The following is a 12,956-nucleotide window of genomic DNA, read 5'->3' on the forward strand; positions in this document are numbered from 1 at the left end:
GGGGGAGGGGAAAGGAGGCGTCCGGTGTCGGCGCGACGGTCGTGGGCGCGCGTGGCGCACCGATCCACGACAACGCGCGCGGCCAGTGGGGCGCTGCGCGATCGTCGAGGGCCGGACCTGCATGTCCGTATAGTAGCGCGATGCCAAGCGCGGTCAGCGACAGGGAGGACGCACGGTCATGCCAGCGACAGTGAAGCCGCGCGCGTCGGCGCCGCTCCAGGCGTCACTGCCGTCGCGCTGGCGCAGCCTGCTGTTCTGGGCCAAGACCCGCGCGCTGCAACTGCGCCGCGCACTGCACGATCTGCGCGACGGTCCGCGCCGGCATCGCCGCGACGCCGGCCTGGCGATCGCCGACGGCAGCTGTGCCGAATCGATCACCGCGCTGTGGCCCGACAGCGAGGAGACCGCACCGCAGCTGGTGGCCGGCAAGATCCACAACCTGCGCCTGGCCGCGCGTGCGCTGCACGGCGTGGAAGTACCGGCCGGGGCCACCTTCAGCTTCTGGCGCCAGCTCGGCCGCGCCACCCGCGGGCGCGGCTTCGTGGCTGGCCGCGAACTGCGCGAGGGCTGCCTGGTGCCGTCGATCGGCGGCGGCCTGTGCCAGTTGTCGAATGCGATCTACGACGCGGCGCTGCGGCAGGGCCTGGAGATCGTCGAGCGGCATCGTCACACCCAGGTGATTGCCGGCTCCTTGGCCGAGCGCGACCGCGACGCGGTGGTGTTCTGGAACTACGTGGACCTGCGCCTGCGTGCCGCCGCGCCGTGGCGGCTGGAGGTGTGGCTGGACGGCGCGGCGCTGCACGTGCGCATCCGCGGCGGTGCCGCGATGCCGGCGGCGCTGCCGTTGCCGCCACTGCAGCGACGCACCGCGCCCGCCGGCGTCGACGCCGCCAACGACTGCACCCGCTGCGGCCGCAGCGCCTGCCATCGCCATGTGGCGGCGGTGCCCGACGGCCTGCACCGTACCTGGCTGGTCGACGAGGACTGGCCGGAGTTCGCCGAGGACCGCCGGCGCCGGCAGCAGCCAGGCGACCGCGTGCTGGCGCTGCCGCGCATCAGTGTCGCGGCCTTGCACGCGGCGCTGCTGCGGCGCTGGTGGCTGTGGCGCGGCATGCCGTTGCCGCAGGCGCGTCAGCGTGCGCAGCGTATCCGTCTGCGGGCGCTGCGGCGCCGGCTGGGCGCGCGCGATGTCGATCTGGTGGTCCCGCAGAGCTTGTTGCCGGAGCTGTGGCTGGCCGGCGAGTTGCAGGGCCGACGCTGGGACGTGTGCATGACCGCCTTGCCGATGCACCTGCTGCAGGCGCGGCTGGACGTGGCCGCGCAGCGGCATCCGCACAGCCCCACCCTGCGCGATTTCCGCGCCGATCCGGCGCTGGTCGAGGCCGAGCGTGCGGCGCTGGCGCAGGCGCGGCACTGGATCACGCCGCACCGTGCACTGCTGGCGCTGGCCGGCAGCCGCGCGCTCGCGCTGGAATGGCAACGGCCCGCCGTCCCTGCGGTCGCGGCGGAGCACGCGGCGGTCACTGCGGACACGGCGCCGCGGGTGTTGCTGGCCGCCTCGGCGCTGGCACGCAAGGGCGCGTACGAATTGCACGAGGCGTTGCGTGGCCTGCCGGTGCTGTTGCTGCTGCCGCCCGGCGCGCAGGAGACGCCGGAGTTCTGGAACGGCGTCGCGGTGCAGCGTGTCGCCTCGATGGCGGAGGGCGTGCGTGCGGCCACGCTGGTGCTGCTCCCGGCCTGGATCGAACAGCAGCCGCGCGGGCTGTTGCTGGCGATGGCGCTGGGCAAGCCGGTGATCGCCACCGCCGCCTGCGGCCTGGCCGCGGACGACGGCGCGTGGCGCTGCGTGGAAGCCGGCGACAGCGCCGCGCTGCGCGCGCAGGTGGTCGATGCATTGGGACTGGCGGGTTGAGCGAAACCAGAGGGCGTGGCGGCCGCCCGCTGGGCCAGCGTTTGCTTCGCCACGTCGACGTGCTGTTCGTTAAAGCGGCTTTCAGGCAACCTTGAAGCAACCCCTTTGCGGCGGCCTGGCAACACACGCTATTGCCTCGTAGGAGCGGCTTCAGCCGCGACGGCTTTCCCGGTAACGCCTCGTCGCGGCTGAAGCCGCTCCTACGGAATTGGATCGCGCGGCATCGGATCGCGCATTGGATGGGGGCGATCTGCAGCGTCATCCATGCACGACGGGCACATCACCGGCTCGGCGACGCGCGTCGGCCTGCCGTGGGCGGCGCTGTCCATCGGCTGCGGCTCGCTGTTCTTCGACTCGCTCCAGCAGCTGTCTTGCAGAGATGCGCCGCCGCCTCAGTACAGATCCTGCGGATCCACATCCAGCGACCAGCGCACCCGTCGCGCCTGTGGCAGCGCGTGGATCGCCGGCACCGCTGCGTCCAGCACGGCATGCAGCGCGCGTCGCGTGTTTGCCGACAGCAGCAACTGGGTGCGCTGGAAACCGGCGCGGCGCGGCATCGGCGCCGGCATCGGACCGAAGCGCTGCACCTCGTCCTGTGCCGGCAGCAGCGCGCGCACCGCGGCGAGGAAGGCGTTGGCGTGTTCGACCTGCTTGGCCTCGGCGCGCAGCAGCGCCAGGTGCGCGAACGGCGGGAAGCCGGCGGCCTCGCGCTGCTCCAGTTCCGCCGCGGCGAAGGCGTGGTAGCCGCCGTGCACCAGGGTCTGCAGCAGCGGATGCCCGGGGTGGTGGGTTTGCAGCCAGACCTGGCCCGGCCGCGCCGCGCGGCCGGCGCGGCCGGCGACCTGGATCAACTGCTGCGCCAGCTTCTCGCTGGCACGGAAATCGGCCGAGAACAGGCCTTCGTCGATGCCCACCACCACCACCCGGCTCAGTTGCGGCAGGTCGTGGCCCTTGGCCAGGATCTGCGTGCCGACCAGGATGCCGGGCGCGCTGCCGAGCGTGGCCAACTGCGTCTCCAGTGCATCGCGGCGCTGGGTGGTGCTGCGGTCGATGCGTAGCACGGGAACGTCCGGAAACGCCTGCACCAGGCGTTCTTCCAGGCGTTCGGTGCCGATGCCCTGCGGCTGCAGCGCCAGGCTGCCGCAATCCGGGCAGGCCAGCGGCGCCGGCTGACGCGCGCCGCAGTGGTGGCATTGCAGGCGTCGGCCGCCTGCGTGCACGGTCATCGGCGTGGCGTGCAGCGGCGTGCTGCAGCGCTGGCACGGTGCGGTCCAGCCGCAGTCGTGGCACAGCAGCACCGGCGCATAGCCGCGGCGGTTCTTGAACACCAGCACCTGGCCGCCTTCGGCCAGTGCCGTGCCGATCCCGGCCAGCACCTCCGGCGACAGCCCGTCCTGCAGCGGGCGCTTGCGCACGTCGAGCACGCGCACCGTCGGCGGCCTGGCGTCGCCGGCGCGGCGGGTCAGACGCAGGTGCGCGTAGCGGCCGCCGGTGGCGTTGTGCAGGCTCTCCAGCGACGGCGTGGCGCTGCCCAGCAGCACCGGCACGTCCAGCGCCTTGCCGCGCACCAAGGCGAAATCGCGGGCGTGGTAGCGGATGCCGTCCTGCTGCTTGTAGCTGCCGTCGTGTTCCTCGTCGACCACGATCAATCCGGCCCGCGGCAGCGGCACGAACACCGCCGAGCGGGTGCCGACCACCACCTGCGCCTCGCCACGCCAGGCGGCGGCCCAGACCCGCGCGCGCTCGTTGTCGTTGAGCCCGGAATGCAGCGCATGCACCGGCACCCCGAGGCGGGCGCGGAAGCGCGCCAGGGTCTGCGGGGTCAGGCCGATCTCCGGCACCAGCACCAGCGCCTGGCGGCCGCGCGCCAGGCAGGCGGCGATCGCCTGCAAGTAGACCTCGGTCTTGCCGCTGCCGGTGACGCCGTCGAGCAGGAACGGGGCGAAGCCGGCGGCGCCGACCACTGCGTCGATGGCCGCCTGCTGCTCGGCGTTGGGCACCGGCCCGGGCTGCGGCTGCGGCGCCGCGGCGCTGGCCGGCACGGCGATGCGTTCGGCGTGGCCGCGCTTGGCCAGGGCGCGGGCGGCGCTGCGCCAGTCGTCCATCGCCTGGTCCAGCCGGTCCTCGTCCACGGCGCCGTCCGCCAGCAGCGCGGCGAAGCGGTGCGGGCGGGTGCCGGCGCGGGCGCGGTGGCTGGCGCCGGCCTCGGTCAGGCGCCAGGCCCAGGCGTGGGTGTCAGGCAGCGGTTCGCCGCGGCGCAGCGGCACCGGCAGGGCGGTCGCCAGCACCTCGCCCAGCGGCGCGTGGCTGTAGCGCGCCAGCCAGCGCAGCGACTCGGCCAGTTCGCCGTGCAGCAGTGGCGCCGGGTCCAGCCAGGCCAGTGCCGCGCGCAGGCCATCGGCGTCCTCCACCTGGCCGGTCGCCGCCACCACCCCGCTCAGTTCGCGGTTGCCGAACGGCACCTGCACCCGGCGGCCGACGTCGCCGTCGGCGACCGCGCCGCCGGGCGGCGGCAGGTAGTCGAACAACTGCGGCAAGGGGACGGGCAGGGCGACGCGGAGCGTGGCGACGGGGGAGGGCATCCACCTAGTCTAGGGCGTGTCACCGATCCCCGAGTACGCCGCGTTGGGTCTGGCAGGCGCGCTGCCGGCGTTGCGTGGCGCAGCGCCTGACTGGCCGTCAGGTCAAGCCGCGCGGCGTCGGCAGCGCGCCTGCCAGACCCAACCCGAAGGGCCGCGATTGCGCGCGCCTGTGGCCGCGTCATCGCTCGGGCGTGGACGCACGTCCACTTCCTCGCTCTTCCTTGCCACAAGCACGCGCAACCGCGGCGCGGCATGCTCGGGGATCGGTGACACGCCCTAGCGGCCGTGGCAAGTGGGTTCCGGGCGCCAGGAGTTGCGCGCGATTGCTGCCCGCAAAGTGATAAACCGGTCGTAAATAGCCGCCGCGCTTGGAGAATCGAATTTATCCACATCTGCTGTGGATAAAGCTGTGCATGACGGGCATGCTCCACGCCGTGAAGACGGACTCACAAGCCTCTGCCACGAGTTGGACAAAAAAGCGCCAATCGCATTTATTCTTTTCAGAACAACAACTTGGCCGTGAAACACAGATGCAACATGGTTTCGCGGGGGCTTGACAAGACCTGTCGCAGGCCAATTCCAGGCGCTGTGCACAACCCGCCGTCGCGGTGGCCGCGGATGAGCCGATCGCGGCGCGTCTGTCAAGCGCGCGATGCGGCGGCCGCCTCGCTATCATCGCGCCGATGATGGAGTTCCGATGACCGCCACGTCCCCTTCCGACGGCGTGGCCGCACCGCCCGCCCTGGCCGCGTTCCTGCGCGGGATCGAACGCCGCGCCGCGGTCCTGGCCGACCTGCAGAGCGGCCGTCCCGAACGCGGCCTGCCCGCCCTGGCGGCCGCGATGCGGGCCTTCCGCAGCCACGCCGCGTCGCTGCCGATGGCCGACTGGCCGCTGCGGTTCTGGAAGCTGCTTGGCGCGGTGCCGACACTGCGCCAGGCCGATGCCGCCGAGGGCGCCTGGCCGGTGCCGCTGGCCCATCTGCGCAGCCTGCAGCCGGCCGACCGCCTGGCGCTGCTGCTGCGCATCGTCGCCGGGCTGGACGAGCCGCTCGCCGCACAGGTGCTGCAGCTGTCCACCGAGGACTACCAGCAGGCGCTGGCGCGGGCCTGCCCGCGCGATGCCGCAGGCCGCCCGGATGCGGCAGGCTGGCGCGCGCTGGCCGATGCGGCGCAGCAGTGCCTGCGCGACCTGCCGCCGGCGCGGTTGCAGGCCCTGGCGCAGCTGCGCGATGCGGCGATTGCCGGCAGCACGGCGCCCGCTGCCGCGTCGGCACCCGCGTCGGTACCTGCCGCGGCCGCCTCGCGCCCGCGCCGCCGTGGTGCGCGCCCGGCCCTGCGCACGCGCCTGGCCGGGGCGGTGATCGCCGTGGTGGCCCTGGCCCTGGTCGGTACCGTGTTCTGGGATCGCCTGCCCTGGCACCGTTCCCGTGCCGCGGCCGCGGCCGGCGGCAGTGACGCGAGCTTGGCACTGGGCGATACCGGCCCGGTGCAGGTGGAAGTGCTGCCGCCGGAGTCGGATACCGCCAGCGCGCCGCCGCTGCCGGCCGAGCCGCCGGCGCCGCTGCCGGAGCCGGCGATCTACGACCTGGACTTCTATGCGTGGTACGCGGCCGGTGCGCCACCGCCGCGGATCGAGCGCAGCGCCCCCAGCGCCGCCGACCTGGCCGAGGCGACCGAAGCCACGCCGGCCGCCGCCGTGGCCACGGCCGTCACGCCCGCGGCGGCGACCACGCCACCGGCGCTGACCCCGGCGCAACTGCGCGCACGCCAGGCCGCCTGGGACGCGCTGCCGGCGGCGGCGCAGGCGCGGTTGCGCCAGGTCGCCACGGCCTTCGCCGGCCTGCCGATCGAGCAGCAGCACAGCCTGCATGCGCAGTTCGCCGAGATGGACGTACTGGAGCGCCACGGCTGGTTGCTCGGCCCGGAACTGGGCGCCGAGTTCTGGGCGCTGCAGCCGCTGTTGGGGTACGTGCCCGAGGCGCAGCGGCAGGCGCTGCTGGGCCTGCTGCGCAGCCTGCCGCCGGACCAGCGCGAGCATCTGGCGCTGCTGTCGCAACGCACCCCGCCGCAGGACCGCGCGGCCCTGCGCCGCGACCTGCTCGCCCAGGCCGCCGACAGCCGCGGCGCTTGGCTGAAGCAGCGCGCCGCACGTTGAGGCGACGCTGCGCTTGGCTTTCGCGTGCGCCTGATTCCAGCCGCGGGGCGCGACTCCCAGCAGTCATCCGCCACAGCGGGTAGAATGCGCGGCCTCCGCCACCCGGTGCCGGCGCTGTCTGCGCGGCCGCAGTCGGCGGGATCGCCAGAGTCTTGCAATGTTTTCGTCTTCCACCCCGGCCTCGGTCCGGGGCCGCGAACTGCGCACCACCGCGCAGCTCGCCCTGCCGCTGGTCCTGGGGCACGTCTCCACCGGCCTGATCAGCTTCGTCGACAACGTGATCGCCGGCCACCACGGCACCCGCACGCTGGCCTCGGTGACGGTCGGCACCGCGCTGCTGTGGCTGCCGATGATGATCCCGATCGGCACTCTGATCGCCCTGACCGCCTCGGTGTCGCAGCTCGACGGCGGCAAGCGCCAGGCGCAGATCGGGCCGCTGTTCCGCCAGGCGCTGTGGCTGTCGCTGGGCCTGGGCCTGCTGATGTTCGCGTTCCTCAGCGTGATGCCGATGGCGCTGCCGCAACTGGGCATCGCCCCGGAGATCGTGCCCGGCGCGCGCGACTTCCTGCACGCGATCCGCTGGGGCGTGCCGGCGCTGGTGCTGTATTTCTGCATGCGCTACCTCAGCGAAGGCATGCACTGGACGCTGCCGACCATGCTGCTCGGCTTCGGCGGCCTGCTGCTGCTGGCGCCGCTCGGCTATGCGCTGACCTTCGGCCTGTGGGGCCTGCGCGAACACGGCGCCGGCGGCCTTGGCATGGCGTCGGCGATCACGATGTGGGCGCAGGCGCTGTGCTTCGCGCTCTACCTGGCGCGGTCCAGGCGCTTCGCGCCGCTGCGCCTGTTCGCGCAGTTCGAGGCGCCGGATCTGCGCGCGATCGTCGGGCTGCTCAAGACCGGGTTGCCGATCGGCGTGACCATCCTGATGGAAGGCGGCCTGTTCATCGTCACCGCGCTGCTGATCGCGCGGCTTGGTGAGGTACCGGCGGCGGCGCACCAGATCGCGATCAACGTGGCGCAGCTGTGCTTCATGGTGCCGATGGGCGTGGCCGAAGCGACCACGGTGCGGGTCGGCCGCGCCGCCGGCGCGGGCGATGCGGTAGGTGTGCGCGGCGCGGCCTGGGCCGGCTATGCGATCGTGCTCGGCACCCAGGCGCTGTCGGCGCTGGTACTGCTGGTCGGCCACGACGCCATCGTCGGCATCTACACCAGCGATCTGGCGGTGGCGGCGCTGGCCTCCACGCTGCTGCTGTACGCGGCCACCTTCCAGTTCCCCGACGGCGTGCAGGTGCTGTCGGCCGGGGCGCTGCGCGGCCTCAAGGACACCCGCGTGCCGATGCTGCTGGCCCTGTGTTCCTACTGGGGGCTGGGCATGCCGCTGGGCGCCGGCCTCGGCCTGTGGCTGGGCTGGGGACCGCAGGGCATGTGGATCGGCCTGATCCTGGGCCTGACCGCGGCCGCAGTGATGATGGGCGCGCGTTTCCGCTGGAGCAGCGCGCGGCTGTCGGGCGCCTCGGCGGCCCCCTGACTTCAGACGCATGTGCGGCGCCTGACGCAGCCGGTATGCTGCGCAGGCGCAAGACGCCTACCTTTCGGAGTTTTCCATGAACCAACCCGTGCGTCGCAGCCCCGTCGCCAACTTCTTCGTCGGCCTGTGGGATGTGATGAACTTCACCCGCCGGTTGATCTTCAACCTGGTGTTCTTCGGTTTCCTGTTGCTGATCCTGCTGGCGATGGTGTTCGCCATGGCGCGCGGCGACGGCGGCAAGGCGCTGCGCGACCGCACCACGCTGCTGATCGCGCCGGAAGGCAAGCTGGTCGAGCAGTTCAGCGCCGACCCGGTCAGCCGCGCGCTGGCCAAGGCGATGAACGACAAGGGCGCGCAGGAGATCCAGTTGCGCGACCTGGTGCGCGCGATCGAGGCGGCCAAGACCGATCCCAAGATCGAGCGCGTTGCATTGCGCCTGGACAAGTTGCAGCCCAGCGGCTTCGCCTCGATGCGCGAGGTGGAGAAGGCGCTGCAGGACCTGCGCAGCTCCGGCAAGCAGATCGTCGCCTACAGCGACAACCTGAACCAGTGGCAGTACCTGCTGGCCGCGCAGGCCAACGAGGTCTACCTGGACCCGATGGGCTCGATGACCCTGGAAGGCCTGGGCCGCTACCGCCAGTACTTCCGCGAGGGCCTGCAGGACAAGCTCGGCGTGGACGTGCACCTGTTCAAGGTCGGCGAATACAAGTCCGCCGCCGAGCCGTACGTGCTCGACGCGGCCTCGGCGGCGTCCAAGGAAGCCGACCTGTTCTGGATGAACGATGTGTGGCAGCGCTACGTGGCCGACATCGCCAAGGCGCGCAAGCTGGCGCCGGAGCAGATCAACGCCGGCATCGACACCATGCCCGAGGGCGTGGCCGCCGCCGGTGGCGACCTGGCCAAGTTCGCCCTGCAGCAGAAGCTGGTGGACGGCCTGAAGACCCGCGAGGACGTCGAGCAGTTGCTGGCCAAGCGCGGCGTCGCCGACGACGATGCCGACACCGGCTACCGCAATGTCGACCTGGACGGCTACCTGCAGCAGCTGGACCTGCGCCGTTCGCCGGTGGATTCGCGGCCGCAGGTGGCGGTGGTGGTCGCCGCGGGCGAGATCAGCGGCGGCGAACAGCCGGCCGGCCGCATCGGCGGCGAGTCGACCGCGGCGCTGCTGCGCCAGGCGCGCGACGACGACGCGGTCAAGGCGGTGGTGCTGCGCGTGGATTCGCCCGGCGGCGAAGTGTTCGCCTCGGAGCAGATCCGCCGCGAGGTGGTGGCGCTGAAGGCCGCCGGCAAGCCGGTGGTGGTGTCGATGGGCGACCTGGCCGCGTCCGGCGGCTACTGGATCAGCATGAACGCCGATCGCATCTACGCCGATCCGTCGACGATCACCGGCTCGATCGGCATCTTCGGCATGATCCCCAACATCACCCGCACCCTGGACAAGATCGGCGTGCATACCGACGGCGTCGGCACCACCCGTTTCGCCGGCGCGTTCGACATGACCCGGCCGATGGATCCGGCGGTGGGCCAGCTGATCCAGTCGGTGATCAACAAGGGCTATGCCGACTTCACCGGCAAGGTCGCGCAGGCGCGCGGCAAGTCGGTCGAGGCCATCGACCAGGTCGCGCGCGGCCGCGTGTGGAGCGGTGCGCAGGCCAAGGAGCGCGGGCTGGTGGACGCGTTCGGCGGCTTCAAGGACGCGGTGGCCGATGCCGCGGCGCGCGCCAAGCTGGGCGGCCCGGACAAGTACCGGGTGCGTTACGTGGAGAAGCCGGCCACGCCGTTCGCGCAGTTCGTCAGCGGGTTCGCCGGCAGCCGCCTGGGCGTGTGGATGCTGAGCGACTCGGCGCTGGGCCATGCCCTGCTGGCGCGCAGCATGCCGGAACTGGACACCCAGCTGCGTTTCGTCAAGGACGCGGCCGACACCCGTCCGGGCGCGCCGGTGAAGGCGCTGGCCTACTGCTTCTGCGGTCTGTAAGCCGGTCCCGCGCCGGCAGCGGCGCGCTCATGCGAGCGCGTCGCCTGCTTCCTGCAACGCCGGCCCCCGTGGCCGGCGTTGTTCATTGCGCGGTCGCGGCGTCCAGCGCGGCGTTCTGCGTGGCCGCGGCGCGGTCGAGCGTGGCCTGGGTCTGCCTGGCGCGGTCCAGCGGCTGGGCGATGGCGCTGCGCAGCGCGCTCGCCTTCGGCGGTGGCGGCGCATCGGGCGGTTGCGGCGGTGCCGGCTTGCATGCGGCCAGCAGTGCGAGCAGCGGCAATGCCAACGTCATCCTGCGCAGTGGTGCGGACATGGCGGCGACCTCCTCGAGGGTGGAGGTATCATCCTACGCCTCTCACGTGAGCAGACAGGCACGCGCATGCAGCACCGTTGGCGGCTGGACGGACAGACCGCGCTCATCACTGGCGCCAGCGCCGGCATCGGCCTGGCGATCGCGCGCGAACTGCTCGGGTTCGGCGCCGACCTGCTGCTGGTGGCGCGCGACCTCGATGCGCTGGAGGCGGCGCGCGATGAACTGCGCGAGACCTTTCCCGAGCGCGAGATCCTGGCGCTGGCCGCCGACGTCGCCGACGACGAGGACCGCCGCGAGATCCTGGACTGGGTCGAGGATCATGCCGACGGCCTGCATCTGCTGATCAACAACGCCGGCGGCAACCTCAGCAAGCCTGCGGTGGACTACACCGAGGACGAGTGGCGCGGCATCTTCGAGACCAACCTGTTCTCCGCGTTCGAGCTGTCGCGCTACGCGCATCCGCTGCTGGCGCAGCATGCGGCCTCGGCGATCGTCAACGTCGGCAGCGTGTCCGGGCTGACCCACGTGCGCAGCGGCGCGCCCTACGGCATGACCAAGGCGGCGTTGCACCAGCTCACCCGCAACCTCGCCGCCGAATGGGCCGAGGACGGCATCCGGGTCAATGCGGTGGCGCCTTGGTACATCCGCACCCGCCGCACCTCCGGTCCGCTGTCGGACCCGGACTACTATGAGCAGGTGATCGAGCGCACGCCGATGCGCCGCATCGGCGAACCGGAGGAGGTGGCGGCGGCGGTCGGCTTCCTGTGCCTGCCGGCGGCCAGCTACATCACCGGCGAATGCATTGCGGTGGACGGCGGGTTCTTGCGTTACGGGTTCTAGCGGCTGTGCGGCGGCTGCGTGCGCGCCGTGCGCCGGCCGAAAGCGCAGTGCAGGAGGCACCGGGCGTATGTCGTCGGGACTGAAGTCCCTCCCACAAAGGTGGGTGCGCGCTTACCGCGGTGGATCGGCTGCGGGGGTAATCCGTAGGAGCGGCTTCAGCCGCGACCAGGCTTTCCCGATAACGCCCGGTCGCGGCTGAAGCCGCTCCGACGCAACCAGGCGCACACCCACGCGCGCGCGAGATGGATTACGGCGCGGGCGGCTCTACGCCGCAGTTGCTGGCCTCGAGCAGGTGCTGACGGCGTTCGAACTCCGCGTGCAGCGCTTCGGCATGCTCGGGCACGGCGAAGCGCCAGTGCGTCTCGGCTTCGGCCACATAGTTCTTCCAGGCGTCGCACAGCTGCTCGGCGGGCAGCGGCTGGCACTGGTCGCGCAACACTTCGCAGGCGCTGCCGCCGGCCTGGTTGGGGCCACCGTCCAGGTCCGTCGTGTGCAGCGGCACGCAACGCGGCGGCGGTTCGGCGACCTCGCCGATGTAGGACGATTGCTCGCGGGTGGTGCAGGTGTACAGCGATGGCGGTGGCAGCTTTGGAGGCGGTGGCGGTGGCGTTACAGCCGCCGCGGTGTCGGCCGGGGCCGGCACGTCCACAGGTGTGGCATCGTTCGTGGCGCTCGCCGGGGGCGGCGATGGCGCAGGCTTGGCCGCGAGCGCGGTCGGCAGTGCGGCGCTGCTTACGCCCTGCATGATCTTCTTCTGCTGACGCATGCCCTTGGGACAGGGCTGGTTCTGGATGGTCAGGTTGTCCTGCGCATCGGTGCAGCGATAGAACACCACCGGTTCGGCGCTCGCAGCGCCGGCACACGTCAGCAACGCAATCAGGCCGAGCGCTTGGCGCATCAGGTGCCGCCGCAGTCGCGTGCCAGGCGCGCATCGATGCCGCGCTGTTCGATCTCCATCGCGCGGCGCTCGCTCTGCAGCGCGCTGTTGTAGCGACGGATCAGCTCCCAGCGGCGGTCGCTCAGGCGCGCACAGACCTCCTGCTCGGGCAGCGCCGTGCAGGTGTCGCGGATCATCGTGCTGCCGGCCGGCACGATCACGCCGGCGCCCGCGGCCACCCCCGGCGGCGGCGGTCCGGGCGGGCGCGGTGCACCGGGCGCAGGCGGTCCCGGCGGGGCGGGCGAGCGGCCATCGGGGCCGCGCCCGGACGGCCGCGCGTACGGACCCTCGGCGTAGCCATAGGCCCATAGTGGCACCCAGCGCGGATTGCCGGCGTTGTCGTCGCTGGTGTAGCGCGTGCCTTCCGGGGTGACGCATTCGTACATCGGCTGCGGCGGCTGCACGGTGACGATGCGCAGTTCCCGCTGCGGCAGCGGCGCCGGCGACGCCTCGCCACGCGCCGGATCGGTGCTGATGGTGGTGGTCGGCCGCGGCGGCGGATCGCGTGGACGCTGCATGTCCAGCACCTGCTGCTGGCGCGCGTTCTCGCAGGGCGCGTTCTGCAGGCTGACCGCGCCGGAGGCGGCAATGCAGCGGTAGATGCGCACCGAGGAATTGCTGCCGTCGCTGCTGATCGTCTGCGTCTGTTGCGCCCAGCCGACGCCGATCCAGGGCGAGAGGCTCAGCAGCAGCAACGGGCGAAGAAAGCGGCGCATG

Annotated in this window: 8 protein-coding genes and 1 pseudogene; 5 read left to right on the forward strand and 4 right to left on the reverse strand. The window is 72.3% G+C overall.

Going from position 1 to position 12,956, the window contains the following annotated elements; translation table 11 throughout:
* Positions 1-178: 178 nt before the first annotated feature.
* Complete coding sequence (locus AC1PK7_RS03245; RefSeq protein WP_481099859.1) at positions 179-1,912, forward strand: VanW family protein; 1,734 nt, start codon at positions 179-181, stop codon at positions 1,910-1,912.
* A gap of 392 nt (positions 1,913-2,304) precedes the next feature.
* Here the strand turns inward: AC1PK7_RS03245 and AC1PK7_RS03250 are convergent, their stop codons facing one another.
* Positions 2,305-4,494, reverse strand: coding sequence for a primosomal protein N' (locus tag AC1PK7_RS03250; RefSeq protein WP_481099860.1), 2,190 nt, complete (start codon positions 4,492-4,494; stop codon positions 2,305-2,307).
* Positions 4,495-5,191: 697 nt separating this feature from the next.
* Here AC1PK7_RS03250 and AC1PK7_RS03255 point away from each other — a divergent pair.
* From AC1PK7_RS03255 to sppA, 3 genes and pseudogenes are all read left to right on the forward strand, one after another.
* Positions 5,192-6,151, forward strand: a pseudogene (locus tag AC1PK7_RS03255) (hypothetical protein); the annotation flags it as partial.
* Positions 6,152-6,806: 655 nt separating this feature from the next.
* Positions 6,807-8,177 (forward strand): MATE family efflux transporter, encoded by a 1,371-nt coding sequence (locus AC1PK7_RS03260; protein ID WP_481099861.1) that lies wholly within the window; start codon positions 6,807-6,809, stop codon positions 8,175-8,177.
* A gap of 76 nt (positions 8,178-8,253) precedes the next feature.
* Positions 8,254-10,152 carry a signal peptide peptidase SppA gene (gene sppA / locus AC1PK7_RS03265; RefSeq protein ID WP_019800812.1) on the forward strand — a complete coding sequence of 633 codons (1,899 nt, stop codon included), beginning with the start codon at positions 8,254-8,256 and terminating at the stop codon, positions 10,150-10,152.
* An 82-nt stretch (positions 10,153-10,234) separates the two neighbouring features.
* On the opposite strand, the gene AC1PK7_RS03270 is transcribed toward sppA, so the two are convergent.
* Positions 10,235-10,462: a hypothetical protein gene (locus AC1PK7_RS03270; RefSeq protein ID WP_234006612.1), complete on the reverse strand. Its 228-nt coding sequence runs from the start codon at positions 10,460-10,462 to the stop codon at positions 10,235-10,237.
* A gap of 66 nt (positions 10,463-10,528) precedes the next feature.
* On the opposite strand from AC1PK7_RS03270, the gene AC1PK7_RS03275 reads away from it, so the two are divergent.
* Positions 10,529-11,302, forward strand: coding sequence for an SDR family oxidoreductase (locus tag AC1PK7_RS03275; protein WP_209032181.1), 774 nt, complete (start codon positions 10,529-10,531; stop codon positions 11,300-11,302).
* A 247-nt stretch (positions 11,303-11,549) separates the two neighbouring features.
* Here the strand turns inward: AC1PK7_RS03275 and AC1PK7_RS03280 are convergent, their stop codons facing one another.
* Both AC1PK7_RS03280 and AC1PK7_RS03285 read right to left on the reverse strand, forming a co-directional pair.
* Positions 11,550-12,200, reverse strand: a complete 651-nt coding sequence (locus AC1PK7_RS03280) for a DUF4124 domain-containing protein (RefSeq protein WP_420008883.1) — start codon at positions 12,198-12,200, stop codon at positions 11,550-11,552.
* Positions 12,200-12,955: a DUF4124 domain-containing protein gene (locus AC1PK7_RS03285; protein WP_481099862.1), complete on the reverse strand. Its 756-nt coding sequence runs from the start codon at positions 12,953-12,955 to the stop codon at positions 12,200-12,202. The genes AC1PK7_RS03280 and AC1PK7_RS03285 overlap by 1 nt, the downstream gene beginning before the upstream one ends.
* Position 12,956: the final 1 nt, after the last annotated feature.

Source organism: Xanthomonas sp. NCPPB 3174 (genome assembly GCF_056725205.1).